This window comes from Nitrosomonas marina (assembly GCF_900111605.1).
Lineage (GTDB): Bacteria > Pseudomonadota > Gammaproteobacteria > Burkholderiales > Nitrosomonadaceae > Nitrosomonas > Nitrosomonas marina_A.
In genome coordinates this window covers 63,203-83,616 of sequence record NZ_FOIA01000013.1, presented here as the reverse complement: position 1 = coordinate 83,616, position 20,414 = coordinate 63,203, and the positions used below count along the sequence as shown (strand labels likewise).

Genomic DNA, 20,414 nt, shown 5'->3' with positions numbered 1-20,414 from the left:
TTGCAACACTATTTATCTTTGCAACTGTTTTCTTGCTGCTTCTGTTTTTGCGTCAGCAGCAAAGAAGCGAGATTATACATGAGCTACAGATCCGGTCAACACTTTTTTCTAAAATTTTGTAATTTACCGAACAAGACAACCATTACTGCTTTAACCGTACTATGAGTTTCGTGCTTCATAAAAATGTAGCTTCACCCATAGACGCTGTTTCTTTCTTAATTAGCATTTTATTACTTCAATACTGAGAAAAGCAAATACCTTTTCAGAAAAACTGCGCTCGAAAATCCCAGCTATTGTTTTTGCTGGACTGGAAATCGAATAATATGTGCAGCAGCACGGAATGGTGTTTTATCCTTCAACATCCGCAAAGCCAATGGGAATTCACTTTGTAAACGCTGCATTACTTCATCCAAATTGTCGCGATAAAATACAGCGTCATAAGTTATAGGCTGATCTAGCGCTGCCCGTTCTTTACGTCGAAAATTCTGCCATGCAATATCTATCCAGCAACGGCGGTCTCCATCAATGAATACAATTTCTTCCGCGTCAATAATCGCCATATACTGCATGCTGCGTATTGGAACAAACAAATGCGCACCCTCGTTCTGTGCAAGCAATGTAACAGCCTGATTATAGGTACTCGCAGGTAACTGACGTGGTTCGCGGTTTACTTCATCTTCACGATAACAGGTAATTTCCATAGCGGTCACCAAGTACAAAATGTTATTTTTCTATACCAGAATGCAATAAAATTATTACTTATTGTTACCATATCATTAAATTCAGCACTTTTAAACTGAGCATCGGGTATTTCTGAGAAACACATATCAGCCTTCATTCCCGTGCCGATTAAATTCTTCAACCTGTAATCATAAAAATATTTACCCATTAAAAGAATGACCAGTAACTTTCTCTCAAAACTGGGGCCGGGACTGTTGTATGCAGGCGCAGCCGTTGGTGTGTCACATCTGGTGCAGTCAACACGCGCAGGTGGCATGTATGGATTCGACCTGTTAATTGCCATCGTCATTATTCATTTGATCAAGTACCCGTTTTTCGAATTTGGACCACGTTACACTGCGGCAACGGGCAAAAATATTTTACATGGCTACCAAAAACTTGGTAGCTGGGCTATCTGGGTTTATCTGTTGATGACCATTGCCACCATGTTCATTGTTCAAGCTGCAGTTACCGTCGTTACGGCAGGATTGTTTACCCATATTTTCGGGCTTGAGGAACTGGGTGGGCATGCGCCTCAACTAGTCGCCGCCATCATCAGCAGCCTGATACTGATCATATGTTTTACCCTGTTGGCCAGTGGCCACTATATATTGCTGGACAGATTGATCAAAATTATCATACTGGTGCTGTCGGTAACCTCAATTGCTGCCGTCATTGCCCTGTTACTTGATAATCCCGGCAACTATTCAAAAGGCGTTACACACTTTGAGATGATGAATGTTGCACACCTACTGTTTCTGGCAACATTTCTTGGCTGGATGCCGGCCCCTGTTGAAATCTCTGTTTGGCATTCAGTCTGGTCTGAGAGTAAAAATGAAAATGAAGGCAAGACTGCCAGTTTGAAAGATGCGCTGTTTGATTTCCGTGTGGGATTTATTGGAACAGCATTTCTAGCCATGTGTTTCCTGACACTTGGCGCACTGGTTATGTACGGCAGTGGTGTAGAGTTTGCACCCGGCGGCGCAGCTTTTGCGGAACAACTGCTGGATATGTACAAACAGGCACTGGGTGACTGGGCTTATCCGATAGTTGCAGTTGCCGCACTAACCACCATGTTCAGCACCACCCTGACCCTGCTCGACGCATTTCCACGTACCATCAGCATGTCGCTCGAGCTCATATCACCGCAGAGATTTCAGCATCACACAAACAATTCTACCTATATGATCTGGCTTCTGGTCACCATTGCCGGAACGCTCTCGCTGCTGTTCTTTTTCATGCCATCGATGAGCGATATGGTCAAAGTCGCAACAGTGATAGCATTTATTGCCGCGCCTGTGCTGGCTTCTCTCAATACTCTGGCGATGTTCGACAAGTCGATTCCAGTGCCATATCGACCCGGAAAGCTAATGCTAATCTGGTGCATAGTGGGACTCATTACTTTGAGCGGCTGCTCCGTTGGCTATCTTTGGCTCATGTAGCCCCACATCAGCCTATACCCGGAATACCCACACCTAACGTAATTGTCCACCCTGAAACATGTCGGCAAAAGAGCACAGTTTGAAAACTATTGTCACTTTGTTGCCTTATTTATGGGAATTCAAGGCACGGGTTGTGGTTGCCTTAATCCTGCTGGTGTTGGCAAAACTGGCCAGTGTCTCTGTGCCTCTGGTGTTAAAGGAAATTGTCGATGCCCTGAACCAACCTCATGCTATGTTGACGCTACCATTTTTTTTATTGCTTGGATACGGGTTACTACGCCTTGGCAGTACATTGTTCGGCGAATTGCGCGACGCTGTATTTGCCAAGGTTACACAGCGGGCGATCCGGCGCATTGCCAACAAAGTTTTCGCACATCTGCATTCTCTGTCCCTGCGTTTTCATCTTGAACGGCAAACAGGCGGCGTATCGCGGGATATCGAGCGGGGCACGCGCGGCATTTCTTTTTTACTGAATTTCATGTTGTTCAATATACTGCCCACGATACTGGAGATCGGGCTGGTCATGGCAATTCTAATCAACCAGTATGACATCGCGTTCGCTGCGATTATTCTGATCACGTTGCTTGCATATATAACCCTGACGCTGATCGTCACCGAATGGCGCATGATTTTCCGTCGCACCATGAATACCATGGACTCGAAGGCCAATACCCAGGCGATTGACAGTTTGCTAAATTATGAAACCGTCAAATATTTTGGCAACGAGGCATGGGAACGTAAACGCTACGATGAACACCTGCAGACATGGGAAAATGCCGCCATTCGCAACCAAACTTCACTGGCCGCACTGAATTCAGGACAGAGCACAATTATTGCTGTCGGCATCACAATATTGATGTTTCTTGCAGCTGATCACGTCATCCAAGGCACGATGACCATCGGCGACCTGGTACTGGTCAACACCTATCTGTTGCAGTTGTATATGCCCCTGCATTTTCTGGGATTTGTCTACCGTGAAATCAAACACTCGCTCGCCGATATGGAACGCATGTTTTCACTGCTGGATGAAAACCGGGAAATTCAGGATAAACCCGACGCCCTGAAATTGAATGCTCGCAACCCCGCTATACGGTTTGACCGTGTCAATTTTGGCTACGACACCAATCGTCAGATACTGTACGACGTCACCTTTGAAATTCCCGCCGGCCATAATATAGCGGTTGTCGGACAAAGCGGATCGGGAAAATCCACGCTCGCGCGATTGCTTTTTCGATTCTATGATATACAGACCGGCTCGATTCGCATTAACGGCCAGGACATCCGTGATGTAACGCAACAAAGCCTGCGTGCGGCCATGGGTATCGTACCGCAGGACACCGTTCTTTTTAATGACAGCATTTATTACAACATTGCCTATGGCCGCCCCGATGCAACACAGGAAGAAGTCTATTCAGCGGCCAGATCGGCGCATATCCATGATTTCATCATGACCCTGCCTGAGAAATATGAAACCATCGTCGGCGAACGCGGTTTAAAGCTTTCAGGTGGCGAGAAGCAGCGCGTCGCAATCGCGCGAACCATTCTGAAAAATCCTGCTGTTCTGATTTTCGATGAAGCGACATCAGCGCTGGATTCGGATTCAGAAAAAAAGATTCAGGCCGAACTCAAGCGTATTGCCCAGAACCGCACCACCCTGACCATCGCACACCGCCTTTCCACTGTCGCCGATGCGGACCAGATTCTGGTGATGGAAAACGGTCGTATTATCGAACGGGGTAAACATATACAGTTACTGGCAGCCAACCAGTCTTACGCCCGCATGTGGGCATTACAACAGCGGCAGCAGGCAATAAGCCCGGACACCGACAGCAGGCTTTCTGAAACATCCACGTCTATTACGAACAGACAATGAATCAGGCTATTTCCTTGTCTCTATCCAATCACGCAACGCCACGTAATCCACCTTACCCGTCGCCAGTAACGGCATTTCGTCTATTGTAAATACGGTTCTTGGAATACTCAATTCGCTGATACCCCGCTCCCGCGCGTAATTAACCAGAAGCCCGCGTTCCGCTTCGGCGTACGTTGATATTAGCACAATCTGTTCACCCTTTTTTGGGTCCGGCAGATACAAGACCGCATGGCAATCGTCCGGCCAGAGCGCCTTGACATACCCTTCAACTGCGGCCAGTGATACCATTTCACCACCGATTTTAGCAAAACGTTTGACGCGTCCCTTGATGGTCAAGTAACCCATCCCATCGATCGATACAATATCACCAGTGTCATACCAGCCACCCTCCGGTGGTTGCAGCACGCCCGGCCGTTCGGACAAATAATATCCTTTCATAACATTGGGGCCAGAAACAAGCAGCTTGCCGCCTTCGTCAATTCCCGCAACCGGCTCCAGCCTAAAATTAATCCCAGGCAGCAAACGGCCGACGGTGCCGGGCTTGCTGTGCATGGGTGTATTCAAACTGAGTACCGGCGCAGTCTCGGTAGTGCCATACCCTTCAAATATACGCACACCGAATTTCTCCGCCCAGAGCTGGCGGACTTCCTCGCGCAGTTTTTCCGCACCCGCAAATGCATAGCGAACGCTCTGGAAATCGTAGGAACGCGCAAAGCGCGCGTAACCTGAAAGAAATGTGTCAGTTCCAAACATTAACGTTGCGTTGATATCGTACACAAGCTTCGGAATGATGCGGTAATGCAGCGGGGACGGATAAAAGAAAGTACGGATTCCTGACAATACCGGCAGACATGTTCCCGCCGTTAGCCCGAACGAATGAAAAATCGGCAACGCATTGAACGCAATGTCGCCTGGGCCAAAATCTATGCGCGACGCAACCTGGAAGCAGTTTGCCTGAATATTCTCATGGCTGAGCACAACCCCCTTGGGCACTGCTTCAGAACCGGACGTAAACAGTACCATTGCTGCTGCCTCGGCATCTGAAGATGTGTGCAAGAAACGGTAACAGAATTGTGGCATTTGATTTATCAGCCATCCCCGTATTTTGCTCAATAGGGAAATCTGCCGTACCAGATCCTCGAGATAAACAATGCTGATCTGCCGGGATTCCAGACTTTCCACCAGATGCGACAGTTTGGCGGCATGAACAAAACGTCTGGATGAAATTACCACAGCTACCTCCGCCGCTTTGCAGGCCGACAGCAGATTATCGCCGCTGGTCGAGTAATTTAGCATTGCTGGTATGCGTCCATATCCAAGCAATCCAAAAAAACAAATCAGCGTACTCACCATATTGGGCAACAGGATACCGATGATCGCATTCCTTCGCGCTATTTTTCTCAACGCATCGCCCAATATAAAGCTGCGCAGGGTAAGCTGTGCGTAAGTAACCGGTTTGCGCTCAATATCTTCCGCGATCACATGGCTGCCGCCATGGATCGAACGCGCATCGAGCAATGCCTGAAACAATGTCCGCTGTATATTGTGGCTTCGAAACATCATATCGGACATCACGTCATACAGTCTGATCCCGGCCGTTTGCCGCCTTTTTCTGCCCCGCAAACCCGGCGGCAGATCAAACTGCACCGGTTCCATGACAGTCAGGGTGATTTTAGGAAACAAGCGTATGCGTACCTTGCCGCGCAGTTTGGTAAATGGCGTATACTGCGCACCGGATATCATCACAGGCAGGACAGTTGCCACAGCTTTGTCGGCAATCAGCGCCGGACCTTCATAGATTTTCATCAGCGAGCCAGTGATAGTCGACCGCCCCTCCGGAAAAATGGCAACGCAGTGCCCCTTCTTTATCCGGTCTACCAGCACCCGTGTCGACATTGGATTTCCCGGGTCAATGACAACGGTGTCGGACAAAAACAAAAACGGTCGCAGCCACCATCGTTTGGAAACATACGTATTGACAGCAAAGCTGACATGGTGTGGAACAGCTACAGCAATCAGTACAGCGTCGAGATATGACAAATGATTCGCCACAATCATTGTATTGCTGCGCATATGATGCAGATAATCCGAACCTTTGATTTCGAGCTGGAAACAGCGGCTAAATATCCGACGCAGCAATGATTTGACGATTCCTTCCGGTAACAGACCGGAAACATAAACAGCCACAACACTGTTGATTATGGCAAGCGACAAAAACACATCAGCCACTGACCAATCAAACGTCAACAGAACACTGATGCCGGCGGCTGAAAACACCATGAACAGTGCGTTCATAATGTTATTTGCAGCAAACACGCGCGACATGTGCGATTGCTCGGCCCGATCCTGAATGAGCGCATACAGCGGCACAATATATATGCCGCCACAGACAGCAATGCCCATCAGATCAACCAAAATACGCCAGTGCATCAGTGTTTCCAGAAAAACTGTTGCGCCGATCAGGATTTCTATATCTTCAACCGCTATTTGATGGCTGACCCAATACATGTCCACGGTAAAAACCGTCATGCCCAGAATACCCAGCGGCACATAGGTTGCAGCCACTTCGCTTCTTAGTAAACGGTTGCAAAGCAACGATCCGATGGCAATACCGACGGTAAATGTCGCCAAAAACAGTATGACCACCTGCTCATTGCCACCGACCACCGTTTTGGCAAACGTCGGAAACTGCGATATAAAGCCTGCACCAAGCAACCAGAACCAGGAAATCCCGAGAATACAGCGAAAAATCACCGGATGCTGACGGACTTGTTGAATAATGGCATGCGTCTCTCGCACAATATTGTATTGAATATCCAGCGTGGCATCCGCAGGCGGGACAGCAGGTATCGATAAACTGCTGATAAGACCCAGAACCGCGGTAACAATCGCTACGATCGCGATTGACAGTACCCCGTTCTCCGTCATAATCAACAACCCGCCGCAAATCGTGCCGAGCAGAATGGCAATAAACGTACTGCTGTCGATCAGCGCGTTACCGCCGATCAACTCATTTTTCCGCAAATGGTCGGGCAAAATACCGTATTTCAACGGTCCGAAAAAAGCAGATTGCGTTCCCATCAGAAACAGGACAACCATCAGCAGCCCGATCTGCTGCAGATAAAACCCGACCACTGCGCCCGCCATCAGCACGATTTCGACACATTTGATAATGCGTATCAGACGCGCCTTGTCATATTTGTCTGCAGCCTGACCGGCAATAGCGGAAAACAGGAAAAACGGCAGAATAAAAATTCCGGCAGCCAGCGTAACCATAACCGGCACACTTAATACCGCATGCTCGACGACGCTGTAAGTGATCAGAATAACCAGTGCATTTTTAAAAAGATTATCGTTAAATGCCCCGAGAAACTGGGTCAGGAACAGCGGCAAAAAACGCCGGGTTTTCAGCAAATGCCATTGATCAGAGTTCATCAGATTTCTCCTCAAACCGGTCCTGCCATTATAGGCCGTTGCTTTCAATTGTACCGGCAGTTATACGTAAAATGCCTGTCCGGCGCTTGTGCGAAAAAAACATATCGACAAATTTTTAATTTGTATTTACAAATGAAAACCGAATTATATATACTACCGGTTACGTATTCCTGATCACCGAATACTATATATAGTGGTTCAAGACATTATATGGATAGTTCATAACTTGCCTGATATTGTCCCGTTAATGTCCGGAATCAGAACGGTTTATCTCATTCCAATTCACAGGGAGAATCGAAATCGATGCAGCTCGTCTCGGAAACCTCAACCCAACAGCCCATGTCTCCAACCCATGCCATGACAGATATTCATATTGATCAGCAACGCTATTCACAGTACAGGATTATCCGCCGCAACGGCGCAGTCGTCGCGTTTGAACCGGTGAAAATTTCTGTCGCCATGACCAAGGCGTTCATCGCCGTTGATGGCGGGCAAGGTGCTGCATCGGTGCGTGTGCGCGAACTTGTCACACGCCTGACGCAGGATGTTGTCAACGCCCTGCTGCGCCGCAAACCCGAAAGCGGCACGTTTCATATCGAGGACATCCAGGACCAGGTGGAACTTGCGCTGATGCGATCCGGCGAGCATGATGTTGCGCGAGCCTACGTACTGTATCGTGAAGAACGCGCCCGCGAGCGCGCCCGCCTGAAAGAGAAAAACGCCGCCAAGGTCCAGCAGGAAACACTGTATGTAACCGACAGGGGGCAAAAAATACCACTGAACCTGAAACAACTGACCGCGCTGATCGAATCATCCTGCACCGGCCTTGGTGACGCGGTGAACCCTGCCCTGATACTCAAGGCCACCCTGCGCGAGCTGTATGACGGCGTCACCCTCGAGGAAGTCAGAAAATCCGCTATTATGTCGGCGCGCGTTTTGATTGAAAAAGAGCCTGCCTATGGCTATGTGACGGCGCGCCTGCTGCTCAACAGCATCCGCGCTGAAGTCCTCGGCGAGGAAGTGTCTCACGAAGCGATGCAGTCGCGATACGCAGAATATTTTCCTTCGTTTATCAAACAGGGCATCGAGGCCGGCCTACTGGACGAACGCCTGAACCAGTTCGATCTGTCGAAACTCTCCGATGCGCTGCTGGCCGAACGCGACCTGCAGTTCGACTATCTCGGATTGCAAACGCTGTACGACCGTTATTTTCTGCACATCCGAGAAAAACGCATCGAACTGCCGCAGGCTTTTTTCATGCGCGTCGCCATGGGCCTCGCGCTCAATGAAATCGACCGTGAAGCGCGCGCCATCGAGTTTTACCATGTACTGTCCAGCTTTGATTTCATGAGCTCGACACCGACCCTGTTCAATTCCGGCACCTGCCGTTCGCAACTGTCCTCGTGCTATCTCACCACCGTATCCGACGATCTCGACGGCATTTATGAAGCGATCAAGGAAAACGCTTTGCTGGCCAAATACGCCGGCGGTCTCGGTAACGACTGGACGGCGGTGCGTGCCATGGGCGCGCGCATCAAGGGCACCAACGGCAAATCGCAGGGCGTGGTACCGTTCCTGAAAGTGGTGTCCGATACCGCAGTCGCCGTCAACCAGGGCGGCAAGCGCAAAGGAGCGGTCTGCGCCTATCTGGAATGCTGGCACCTGGACATCGAGGAATTTCTTGAACTGAGAAAAAACACCGGCGACGACCGACGCCGTACGCACGACATGAACACCGCCACATGGATCCCCGATCTGTTCATGAAACGTGTCATGGAAGGCGGTGACTGGACGCTGTTTTCACCTTCCGATGTGCCCGACCTGCATGAAAAATACGGCCGCGAGTTCGAGGACGCATATCTGGCGTACGAAGAAAAAACACAGCGCGGCGAACTGGAGTTATTCAAAAAAATACCGGCCGTTCAACTATGGCGCAGAATGCTCAGCATGCTGTTTGAAACCGGCCATCCATGGATTACCTTCAAGGATCCGTGCAATATCCGCTCGCCGCAGAACCATGTCGGCGTGGTACACAGTTCGAACCTGTGTACGGAAATCACGCTCAATACCAATGACAGGGAAATTGCCGTATGCAATCTCGGCTCGGTCAACCTGGTTGCACATTTGAACAACGGTACGTTGGACGCAGACAAACTGAAACGCACCATCCGCACCGCGATGCGCATGCTTGACAACGTTGTCGACATTAACTTCTACGCCGTCCCCAAAGCCAGAAACGCCAATCTGCGTCATCGTCCCGTCGGCCTCGGCATTATGGGTTTTCAGGATTGTCTTCACCGCCTTGGCATTCCATATGCCTCGGCTGAAGCTGTTGAATTTGCAGACCGTTCGATGGAAGCGGTCGCTTATGAGGCCTACTGGGCTTCGAGTGAGCTGGCCAAAGAGCGTGGAAGCTACAGCACTTTTAAAGGCAGCCTGTGGGACAGAGGCATCCTGCCGCACGAATCGCTCAAACTGCTGGAAGAAGAGCGCGGCGGTTATGTCGAAGCGGACTTGACCACTACGCTGGACTGGGAAGCGTTACGCAAGCAGATCAAAAAGTACGGCATGCGCAATTCCAACTGCCTGGCAATTGCGCCCACCGCAACGATTTCCAATATTATCGGTGTCTCCGCCAGTATCGAGCCGACTTATCAGAACCTGTACGTCAAATCGAATCTGTCCGGCGAGTTCACCATCGCCAACAAATCGCTGGTCAATGAGCTGAAGCAGCGCAACCTCTGGGATGAAGTGATGATCGCCGACCTCAAATATTTCGACGGCGCCGTCAGCAAAATCGACCGTATTCCGGACGACATCCGCACTCAGTACGCCACCGCGTTTGAAATGGACCCGGCCTGGCTCATCGAAGCGGCTGCGCGACGGCAAAAATGGATCGACCAGTCGCAATCACTCAATATTTACATCGCCGGCGTATCGGGCAAAAAACTCGATGAAACTTACAAACTGGCCTGGCTGCGCGGTCTGAAAACCACGTATTACCTGCGTTCAATGGGTGCGACCGGTACGGAAAAATCGACTGTTCAGGCAGGCTCGCTCAACGCCGTACCGGCGCATGGCGGCGTTTCCGGCGGCAGCCCCGAAGCTGCGACAGAAATCAAATACTGTGCGATAGACGACGAAAGCTGCGAATCCTGCCAATAACACACTGAGTGCAAGCCATCTAAATAAACACCACGGAATTAATATTAAAGGAGCTAACAATGTTGACATTTGAAGACGACCCGATCCAGCCTAAAAAACCGGCAAGCCCCCTGAATCCCGCAAGCGCTGCGCACGACAGCTTCGGAACGCTGGAAGCACTTACGCACAAAGCCACTAGCAGCAAGACGACAGACATCGACGAACCCGTCGAAGAGGCGACCGCGGGCAGCGCACTGCGCCGCGTCAAAGTGGAAGACAAGCGGATCATCAACTGCAGCGCCGATGTCAACCAGCTGGTACCGTTCAAATACAAATGGGCATGGGACAAATATCTCGCCGCCTGCGCCAATCACTGGATGCCGCAGGAAATCAACATGAGCCGCGATATCGCACTGTGGAGAGATCCCAACGGTCTGACCGAAGACGAGCGCCGCGTTGTCAAGCGCAATCTGGGCTTTTTCGTTACGGCCGACTCGCTCGCTGCCAATAACATCGTGCTCGGCACCTATCGCCACATTACCAACCCGGAATGCCGCCAGTACCTGCTGCGCCAGGCATTCGAGGAAGCGATTCATACCCATGCATATCAGTATATCGTTGAATCACTGGGCCTGAACGAAGGCGAGATTTTCAATGCTTACCATGAAATTGAGTCAATCCGCGACAAGGACGAATTCCTGATTCCGTTCATCGACACGCTGACCGACCCGAACTTCAAGACAGGCACACCGGAAACCGATCAGCAACTGCTCAAAAGCCTGATCGTGTTTGCCTGCATCATGGAAGGCATGTTCTTCTATGTCGGCTTTACACAGATTCTGGCGCTGGGCCGCCAGAACAAGATGACCGGATCGGCAGAGCAATACCAGTATATTCTGCGCGATGAATCAATGCATTGCAATTTCGGTATCGACGTCATCAACCAGATCAAAATGGAAAATCCGCAACTCTGGACCAAGGCATTTCGCGCAGAAGTACACGAACTCATACGCAGGGCCGTCACTCTTGAATACCGTTACGCGGAAGACACCATGCCGCGCGGTGTACTCGGTCTGAATGCGCCGATGTTCAAGGAATACCTGCGTTATATCGCCAACCGCCGTTGCCAGCAGATCGGCCTGGACGTGCTGTATCCTGAGGCGACCAACCCGTTCCCGTGGATGTCGGAAATGATCGACTTGAAAAAAGAGAAAAACTTCTTCGAAACCAGGGTGATCGAGTATCAGACCGGTGGCGCACTCTCCTGGGACTGATAAATGCTATTGCGCTTGCAGTTTCGGCGTTAAAAACTGACTCGAAATGCTCATTTACTGTTTGCAAACTCCGATTTCTCGTTAATTTTTGCCTTGAAACTGCTGCGCTCATGACGCGTTCAAACACTGGCCCAAGCAACCAGACATTCAGAAACGATAAAGGGGTACGCAATGAACTACCGCGAAGAACGTGACGCCATGGGCGTCGTGCAAGTGCCCGAAATGGCTCTGTGGGGTGCGCAGACACAACGCTCGCTGGATAATTTTAAAATTTCCGGCGAGCAGATGCCGCCAGCATTTATCCATGCACTGGCGCAGGTCAAACGCGCCGCCGCTACCGTTAACCACGATCTCGGCTTACTCAACGCAGCTACGACGGCGGCGATTATCCAGGCCGCAGACGAAGTCATCGAAGGCCGGCATGACGACGAATTTCCACTGGTGATCTGGCAAACAGGTTCAGGCACGCAGACCAACATGAACATGAACGAAGTACTCGCCAACCGCGCCTCGGAGCTGCTCGGCGGCGGACGCGGCAGCGAACGCACGATTCATCCCAATGACGATGTCAACAAAGGCCAGTCATCCAATGATGTGTTTCCAACTGCGATGCATGTGGCTGCGGTGCAGGGCATATATCACCAGCTGAAACCGGCAATCCGCCTGCTGCGCGATACGCTGGCGCAAAAAGCGCAGGCCTTTGCCGACATCGTCAAAATCGGCCGCACGCACCTGCAGGACGCCACACCGCTTACACTCGGCCAGGAATTTTCCGGCTATGTCTCGCAGCTCGATCACGGCCTGAAACATGTCGAGGCCACCCTGCTGCATTTGTACGAACTGGCGCTCGGCGGCACCGCCGTCGGAACCGGATTGAACGCGCACCCCGAGTTCGCCATACGCGTGGCCGCCGAAATCAGCGCCCAGACCCGGCTGCCGTTTGTCACCGCGCCGAACAAATTCGAAGCGCTGGCCAGCAACGATGCGCTGGTGCATGCGCACGGCGCACTGAAAACGATCGCCGCGTCAATGATGAAAATCGCCAACGATATTCGCTGGCTGGCCTCGGGCCCGCGCTGCGGCATCGGTGAACTCAAAATACCGGAAAACGAACCCGGCAGTTCCATCATGCCCGGCAAAGTCAACCCGACGCAATCCGAAGCCATGACCATGCTGTGCTGCCAGGTGATGGGTAACGATGTCGCCATCAACATGGGCGGCGCCATGGGCAATTTCGAGCTGAACGTGATGAAGCCGCTGATTATCCACAACTTCCTGCACAGCGTACGCCTGCTGGCCGACGGCATCACCAGCTTCAACGACCATTGCGCCGCCGGTATCGAAGCCAATCTCGACCGGATCGATTTACTGATGCACAACTCGCTGATGCTCGTCACCGCGCTGAACCCGCATATCGGCTACGACAAGGCCGCTGAAATCGCCAAAAAAGCGCATCGCGAGGGTACCACACTCAAAGCAGCAGCGATCGCCACCGGTTATGTCACCGCCGAACAGTTCGACGCCTGGGTCGACCCGTTCAAAATGGTCGGTAAAGCGTAACATGGCCGCACACACGAGAACCAATATGCAGATTAACCAGACAAAAACACAACGGTAATCAAACTGTCACACTTGAGATCTACACTTGCACTGTCAACAAAATGTCATGAAATAAGGAGAACAAACATGTTTTGTTACATCAAGGAATGGCCCAACAAAATGGCCTCGCTGATCACCGCCGATGGTATCGTGCTGTGCACCTGCCAGAACACCGACGAAGCGCAACAAATCTGGCGCGACTGGAAACAGCAGCATCTGAAGCCAACAACTTCGGCTGCAACCGAAACCGAAATAGAAATCCAGTCCTATTCGCCAACGGTAACAGACTGGCTGAAAACAGTTGTAGCGGGTTTTTATGCGCGTACGGAGAAGAAAGTGGTGAATGGGTGATTTTGTGATATTTCTTTAGAAAATTTGCTAGTGTCTGGGTTAGGTTCCATTACTTAGCCAACCAGACTTTCAATCTAGTTCTATTAATCAGCCTAAATTTTCTCTTCTGAATTGTTGAAAAGATTATTGGACAAAATGTCGCATATATTAAGTTATGTCGCATAGGTGGCGCCGTGCCAATTTCAGATCTTGAAAACCTACGCAATATAGGGAAGGTTGTAGCCAACAGACTGCGAGGGGTTGGCATATATACCCGTGCAGATCTAGAGAAGCGTGGTGCCGCAGCAACCTACCTTGCGATTCGGGACGCAAATCCAGGTGCCATCCTTCCTCGTTGCTATTATCTTTATTCGCTAGAGGGCGCGCTACGCGACGTTCATTGGGACGCTTTGCCAGAGGAAGTAAAGAGGGCGCTCTCAATTGAAGCAGGAATTGAATGAACAATGATCGAGACTAAAGCGTATTTCCCCGTTCTAATCGTCGACGACCTTGCCGAATGCAAAAAGTTCTTTACAGAGGTGTTCGGTTTCGACGTAGCGTTCGATACAGATTGGTATGTGCATCTAGTCCTAGGTGGCGTCGCTCAGTTGGGATTCTTGGTTCCTAACCACCCGTCCCAGCCAGCAGATGCGCAACGGGCCTTCAACGCGCAAGGATTGATCTATTCGTTCGAGGTAGAAAATGTCGACAGCGCGTTTGAGTCGGTCCGCGGCCATGCCGAAATCATTGCTCCGCCGAAGACAGAAGAATGGGGGCAGCGTCATTTTCTTGTTTCGGCGCCGGGCGGTTTGCTCGTGGATGTAATCCAGAATGTCGACTCATCGCTAGATGCAACATAACAAATCGCTGCAGGGGACGTTTGACCCGCCAGCCGCTTTTGCTGCCGCAAAATCGTCTGTCGCCTCAAATGCCCCTGAGCTTAGGCGTTAGGCCAGAAAATGAATGGCATAGAAGAAAAATATTGCTCACAATGCGGGCGAAGTTTAGCACGGTAGGTTGGGGTAAGCTCTGCGCACCCCAACGTTTATCTGACAGACAGCGTTAATCGGACTATAACGATGCCAAAATTTGCTTGTTATAATTCTTCAACCTGGTCAATCCGGGATGGTTATCTGTTGCGATGCGTTACCGACGTGCGAATGTAAAAGGCGGTACCTATTTTTTTACAGTGAACCTTGCTGAGCGACACTTATGTCTATTGACGAAATATGTTGATGCGCTTCGGGAAGCGGTCAGATCAGTCAAGCAACGACATCCGTTTTATATTGATGCCTTTGTCGTATTGCCCGACCATTTGCACGCAATCTGGACGCCGCCGGAACAGGATGCAGATTTCGCGACGCGGTGGATGCTGATCAAGGCGCAATTTTCACGCCGCATGCCCAAAAACGAGCATCGCAGCGTAAGCAGAAAAAAGAAAGGCGAACGCGGCATTTGGCAACGGCGGTATTGGGAACATATGATCCGCAACGATAACGACTACGCGCGGCATGTGGATTACATTCATTTCAATCCGGTGAAACACGGTTATGTCGATCACGCCGTGGATTGGGCCTGGTCAAGTATTCATCGATACATTGCAGCAGGTGTCATTTTGCCCGATTGGGGGTGGAGTGATGAAACGAAGACAGGCGAGTACGGCGAGCGATGAGAAGCAGCATGTTGGGGTTCATAAAATTCACCCCAACCTACGTGCTATGTATGGCATTCAAATGCTTGCAAACATTCAGTCCAGTCCGCAATTAAGCTGCATATTGAGTGTATCCGATGTGGCTGCAAAGCGGTCTTTCCAGTATTTGAAAGCCGCATCTTCACGGTCTTCTGCACCGTCTTCACCCAAATCGCAACTATGTGCGAACTCATGCGCCAGGAGCGCTGCATAGCAGGCGCGCCGGTCTGCCTGGTCCAGCCCTGCTATTTTCGTAAGAAATTGCGGATAAATCTTGATTTTTTTGGTAAAAGGTGAGGACCAGCCGTTTAAACAGTCGCCATTATTTTTACACTTATCGGAAGGCATGCATTTTACCTTTCCGTTCTTCGAGAACCGGTTTTTAGCACAGTTTCCCAGATTAGCGCCTGTTTCTGCTTCAACCAGTTTTTCAAAGTTTTCCCAGTCATCCACAATATTCCAGGCAACCGCATTAATATCTTTATCTTGTGTAGCATCACAATCAATCACTTTCAGGTCGATTGTCGTGCCGGATGAACCGGAAGTTGCGCCAGCATTTGATCCGGCAGTGTCGCTGAATGCATCGCAATCAATACCCTGGCAGGTTTCTCCGGTATCAGGATTTTCCATGCCGGCCTGGGCTGAATTTCCTATTAACGCTGCAAAAACAATAAACAGACAACCGGCATAAATCTGTGTCCATCCGGAAAATTTCAGTATAGTTTGATTGATTCTGTTCATGATTGCTGCCTCCGAAATTGGATGAATTGCATATAGCCTGTTGCAGATTATGATCAGAAAATTCTACCAACACGTACATGATCCATGTAAACGCAACGGGCGTAAAATTGGTTCAGTCGGCACAAATGCGTCATTCGGTTTTTAATCGTTCATAATGACGTATGATGTATCCGCATGCAGACCTATGCACCAATGCTATTCCAAATGCAAATAATATTCTGTGATTTTTCTCACTGGAATTATCCACGTATTCATTCGACGTGAACTATGTGAACGGAGGCACACAAAACAGGGACAGGTCCGCGAACAGACGCGTTTGGCGAACGATGAGATACACTATGTTGGGGTTCATAAATTCACCCCCAACCTACTTGCTACTTGCTACGTGCTGCTTATTTGCAATCCGCACCAGTCCAGCAAACAAGAACATAACCATCTCTCAAAGGCGATGTTCCCGGGCTGTGTTCATCACTGCAAAAAATACTCAATAAAACATGCGTGCCATGACTGGCACATAAGTACTACCAATCAACCGTCCAACCGTCGCGCCGGTACAATAACCGATAGTCATTTGGGAGGGACACGATGGCGACCATTGAATACAAAATCGTACCGCATCTGTGGTTCGATACCGAAGCCAGACTGGCGGCCGAGTTTCACACTACAGTTTTCGACAATTCACGGATTATCAGTACCGTCATGCGATGAAAACCCAAAATCTGTCGCTTATATCTGACGAAACAGCAGATTACACCCGTATTAAACGTCAAGCCACTGTATTGGCACGTCACCGCTATGTATTAATATCGATTCAGAACCTGTCAATTTTCTAGTGTCGATGCGGTGACATACATATCAACCAGCTTTTGCCTGCAATCCTGCCTGCGACAATTTGTCGCATTGAATTCAGCTTTCCGCTCAAATACTATTCCAGATTCACGGATGACGGTAGCCCAAGTTGTTTGTCTCGATTGACTTCAGCCCATTATCCGGGTCTATCGAAAAACATATCTTAAAGAAACTTCCGGAGTATCAACACGTGCACCGATTCATCTTATTTATTACGGGATTCTTTTTGCTTCTTTGCAACACGGCAGCTTTCACGCACGAGGGTGAACCGAATATGGCCTTTCTATGGCGCGACGGAAAAATTGAAGTCGATACCATGCGCCAAGGAAGAACGCTGGGTAATCACACGACATTTGTCATTAATTTTACCGATTCGCTCACCCCTTATCGCATGGGCGATGCCGGATTCACCGGGTCGGGCTTCGATCAGGGCGGAATAATCAGCTACCAAATAGAAAGTACCCTGCTGAAATGGTCCGAAACAGATTTACAGTGGCTGCAGGAAGGCTTTGACGAGCAACTGGTTATCAGCCGTCTGTCGGTCGAGAACACAGTGACTGACAAAACAGGAACGGGATTACAGGGTTTTATTACAAATCTGACAACCAGCAGCAGCTTCGAAGCGCATCCGGTCTTCAAAATACAAAAAACAGACGAGTCATTACCCGACGACGGCGCCTATATGGTTTTCATCAATATTCTCGGTTTTGACGAAACCGGTGAGACCATTCTCTACAAACCCTCTGTGCCATTTGCGCTGACTTTTCATATCAATGCCCAGGCAGGTTTTGACAAGCTGGCACTATCTGAGGCGCTAAAAGTCACGCCGGAAATCGAGCTGAACGATTACAACCGTATGGATGCGTTATTTGACTGGGCAGAGTCACAATTTATCGAGCTGTTCCCGCACACCGCTGGCAGTCGTTTTTTATTTGGCTACTATGCACGCTGTTATAACAACACCGTTTGTCTCGGCAGCAAAGATGGCAAGATCTACACTACCGGCGGTGTTTTTGGCGGTATTACCGAACACGGTCCGATAAATGCTTTTTATGAAAGCGCGGGGCTGTAATGCGGACGATGCAATTCCTTTCCCGAATTTTATCGCTGGCAGGCCTGATGGTTTTTTTTTTACCAACGGTATTTGCAGCTGATCCAGATACGCAAGAAAAACCGGAAAACAAGAACCAGTCCGGTGTTGTAACCGCAACCGCGATCAACCCGGGAGCGCCTGTCACATTTGACACCATTACCATCGAAGCGGTCTCCATGCCTGCTGACCCGACGCAAAAACTGGACAGCCGGGAGTTGCGTGTTCACACAGGAGAGACGCTGGGTAAAACGCTGGAGCGGGAACTAGGCGTCAATAATCTGTCCTATGGCCCCAGTGTGGGCCAGCCTGTCATTCGCGGAATGAGCGGCCCACGCGTCAGAGTCATGCAAAACGGTATCGGAACGCATGATCTTTCTTCGCTGAGCCCCGACCTGGCTATCGCTTTTGAAACCATGCTGGCTGACAGCGTCACCGTGTTGAGAGGTCCTGCGACCTTGCGATACGGCGGCAATGCGATAGGTGGAATGGTCGATATTCAGCACCGACGAATTCCGGAAAAGATTCCTCTGAACGGCGCCGCAGGCCGTATGGATTTTCGCTATGATCATAATTCAGCCGATAAAGCCGGAATGATTGGCATTGATATCGGTAAGCGGATGCTTGCAATTCATCTCGATTATTTTCATCGCGCATCAAATAACACGCATATTCCCGGGGCTGCTTTAGATGAAGCGGCAATCCGCCAGCAATTCCAGGTCGAACCCAGTACAAACAGTTTCAATGTCATTCAAAACAGCAATGCCAGCAGCCAGGGCGGCTCTGCTGGGATTTCGCTGATTGGCAGGCATGGCCATATAGGCGGAAGTTATCATGAAATGGTCAGAAACTACGGCATACCGCCCGGCGTTCCGGGTCATACCGAGCCAGGAAGCATCGCACACGAAGCCATCAGGATAGATATGTCGCAGCGCCGTTATGACCTGGACGGCGTGTGGAAAACCTTCTGGTCGTCAGTACCCAGGATAAGCGCAAAACTGAGCCATATCGACTACGATCATAAGGACTTTGATAAAAGCGTCGCAGACAAAAGCGCTTCACTGACGCGTTTTAAAAACTCTGTCTGGGAATCACGGTTTGAAATGAACCATCAAAAAGGAGAATGGCTCGACGGGACCTTCGGTATGCAATGGCAGAATCGTGCTTTTACGGCGACCGGAATTGAAACGTTCACCCCTGCTACGGATGTCAATGCGCTGGGCTTTTTTATCACTGAAACTGTATTTATCACTGACCGCCTCGATTTCGAAATGGGCGCCCGTATCGAACATCAAACTACAAATCCCCTAAGCAGTGGAATCAGGCTGGCAGGCATTCCATCAGAATTGCCCCTGCCGGACAGGCTGAATTTTCTCACATACTCGCTTGCAGCAAGCCTGAATTACGAGATCCTCCCCAAAACAACAATGTATTTAAACTGGCAACGCGCCCAGCGCGCACCGGACATCCAGGAACTGTTCGCATCAGGGCCGCATTTTGCAACCCGCAGCTTTGAAATCGGGCGCCTTAACCTTGACGCAGAGCAGACAAACCACTATGAACTCGGTCTGCGCTTTTCAGGAAACCAGATTCAAATGCAGGCCAACGGCTATTACAAATCGATACAGGATTTTATTTACCTGGAAAACCAGAATTTCTTTTTTAATTTTGCACCTGATCCACCTCGATTTCAATTGACTTGCGCGGACCTACGAAACTGTCTGCCGGTTTTTGGCTATGAGGCCAACACTGCAAATTTTGCAGGCTACGAAGCCCAGATTACTGCCCAACCACGTCTGGGCCTGCCTTTCAATCCTTACTTAACATTGTTTTCTGATTATGTACGGGGATGGTTCAAGAATGATGCGCTGGGAGATGTGCCCCGGCTACCGCCATTACGGTTCGGCAGTGAGATAGGTTTTCAGTGGGCACAGTGGCGAGGCGGATTACGTTATACCCATGCCTTGCGTCAAGACAAACCCGGCAATCTGGAAACCGAAACGCCAGGTTATCATCGACTGGACCTGAATTTGTCTTATGACTGGAATATGTCTGACTACAGGAAAATCCTTTTTTTCGCAAAACTCTCAAATATGACGGACAGGACAATAAGAAACTCAACTTCATTTCTGCGAAATTTCGCACCCGAGGCGGGTTTCAGCGCCCTGATAGGAATGAGCGCAACATTCTAGTACTCTATCAATATGAAAGCGTTTCTTGTCGACTG

Annotated in this window: 15 protein-coding genes; 12 read left to right on the top strand and 3 right to left on the bottom strand. The window is 49.9% G+C overall.

Annotated elements, in window-relative coordinates; all coding sequences use genetic code 11:
• Nucleotides 1–290 precede the first annotated feature (290 nt).
• Entirely contained in the window at nucleotides 291–701 is a 411-nt protein-coding gene (locus BMY62_RS07635) for a hypothetical protein (RefSeq protein ID WP_090658308.1), read from the bottom strand.
• A 195-nt stretch (nucleotides 702–896) separates the two neighbouring features.
• Here BMY62_RS07635 and BMY62_RS07630 point away from each other — a divergent pair, with 195 nt between their 5' ends.
• Both BMY62_RS07630 and BMY62_RS07625 read left to right on the top strand, forming a co-directional pair.
• Entirely contained in the window at nucleotides 897–2,162 is a 1,266-nt protein-coding gene (locus BMY62_RS07630) for an NRAMP family divalent metal transporter (RefSeq protein WP_090658306.1), read from the top strand.
• Between the two features lie 58 nt (nucleotides 2,163–2,220).
• Complete coding sequence (locus BMY62_RS07625; RefSeq protein ID WP_090658304.1) at nucleotides 2,221–4,035, top strand: ABCB family ABC transporter ATP-binding protein/permease; 1,815 nt, start codon at nucleotides 2,221–2,223, stop codon at nucleotides 4,033–4,035.
• A gap of 6 nt (nucleotides 4,036–4,041) precedes the next feature.
• Here the strand turns inward: BMY62_RS07625 and BMY62_RS07620 are convergent, their stop codons facing one another.
• Complete coding sequence (locus BMY62_RS07620) at nucleotides 4,042–7,470, bottom strand: acyl-[ACP]--phospholipid O-acyltransferase (RefSeq protein WP_090658302.1); 3,429 nt, start codon at nucleotides 7,468–7,470, stop codon at nucleotides 4,042–4,044.
• Nucleotides 7,471–7,809: 339 nt separating this feature from the next.
• Here BMY62_RS07620 and BMY62_RS07615 point away from each other — a divergent pair, with 339 nt between their 5' ends.
• The 7 genes from BMY62_RS07615 (at nucleotide 7,810) to BMY62_RS07585 (ending at nucleotide 15,489) form a co-directional block, all read left to right on the top strand.
• Nucleotides 7,810–10,635, top strand: coding sequence for a ribonucleoside-diphosphate reductase subunit alpha (locus tag BMY62_RS07615; RefSeq protein WP_371264079.1), 2,826 nt, complete (start codon nucleotides 7,810–7,812; stop codon nucleotides 10,633–10,635).
• 59 nt (nucleotides 10,636–10,694) lie between these two features.
• Nucleotides 10,695–11,888 carry a ribonucleotide-diphosphate reductase subunit beta gene (locus BMY62_RS07610; protein ID WP_090658298.1) on the top strand — a complete coding sequence of 398 codons (1,194 nt, stop codon included), beginning with the start codon at nucleotides 10,695–10,697 and terminating at the stop codon, nucleotides 11,886–11,888.
• Between the two features lie 171 nt (nucleotides 11,889–12,059).
• On the top strand, nucleotides 12,060–13,448 hold the full coding sequence (fumC, locus tag BMY62_RS07605) for a class II fumarate hydratase (protein WP_090658296.1): 1,389 nt from the start codon (nucleotides 12,060–12,062) through the stop codon (nucleotides 13,446–13,448).
• A 126-nt stretch (nucleotides 13,449–13,574) separates the two neighbouring features.
• Nucleotides 13,575–13,838 carry a hypothetical protein gene (locus BMY62_RS07600; RefSeq protein WP_090658294.1) on the top strand — a complete coding sequence of 88 codons (264 nt, stop codon included), beginning with the start codon at nucleotides 13,575–13,577 and terminating at the stop codon, nucleotides 13,836–13,838.
• Nucleotides 13,839–14,011: 173 nt separating this feature from the next.
• Nucleotides 14,012–14,278: a TfoX/Sxy family DNA transformation protein gene (locus BMY62_RS16685; protein ID WP_090658293.1), complete on the top strand. Its 267-nt coding sequence runs from the start codon at nucleotides 14,012–14,014 to the stop codon at nucleotides 14,276–14,278.
• A gap of 3 nt (nucleotides 14,279–14,281) precedes the next feature.
• The gene (locus BMY62_RS07590; RefSeq protein ID WP_090658291.1) at nucleotides 14,282–14,677 is read left to right on the top strand and encodes a VOC family protein; all 396 of its coding nucleotides are present in this window, start codon (nucleotides 14,282–14,284) and stop codon (nucleotides 14,675–14,677) included.
• Nucleotides 14,678–14,958: 281 nt separating this feature from the next.
• Nucleotides 14,959–15,489: an REP-associated tyrosine transposase gene (locus tag BMY62_RS07585; RefSeq protein WP_090658289.1), complete on the top strand. Its 531-nt coding sequence runs from the start codon at nucleotides 14,959–14,961 to the stop codon at nucleotides 15,487–15,489.
• A gap of 75 nt (nucleotides 15,490–15,564) precedes the next feature.
• Here BMY62_RS07585 and BMY62_RS07580 read toward each other — a convergent pair whose 3' ends face one another.
• Nucleotides 15,565–16,248, bottom strand: coding sequence for a hypothetical protein (locus BMY62_RS07580; protein ID WP_090658287.1), 684 nt, complete (start codon nucleotides 16,246–16,248; stop codon nucleotides 15,565–15,567).
• A gap of 585 nt (nucleotides 16,249–16,833) precedes the next feature.
• On the opposite strand from BMY62_RS07580, the gene BMY62_RS07575 reads away from it, so the two are divergent.
• The 3 genes from BMY62_RS07575 (at nucleotide 16,834) to BMY62_RS07565 (ending at nucleotide 20,379) form a co-directional block, all read left to right on the top strand.
• On the top strand, nucleotides 16,834–16,956 hold the full coding sequence (locus BMY62_RS07575) for a VOC family protein (protein WP_090658285.1): 123 nt from the start codon (nucleotides 16,834–16,836) through the stop codon (nucleotides 16,954–16,956).
• Between the two features lie 415 nt (nucleotides 16,957–17,371).
• Nucleotides 17,372–18,169 carry a hypothetical protein gene (locus BMY62_RS07570; RefSeq protein WP_143058769.1) on the top strand — a complete coding sequence of 266 codons (798 nt, stop codon included), beginning with the start codon at nucleotides 17,372–17,374 and terminating at the stop codon, nucleotides 18,167–18,169.
• On the top strand, nucleotides 18,169–20,379 hold the full coding sequence (locus BMY62_RS07565) for a TonB-dependent receptor (protein ID WP_090658281.1): 2,211 nt from the start codon (nucleotides 18,169–18,171) through the stop codon (nucleotides 20,377–20,379). The genes BMY62_RS07570 and BMY62_RS07565 overlap by 1 nt, the downstream gene beginning before the upstream one ends.
• Nucleotides 20,380–20,414 lie beyond the last annotated feature (35 nt).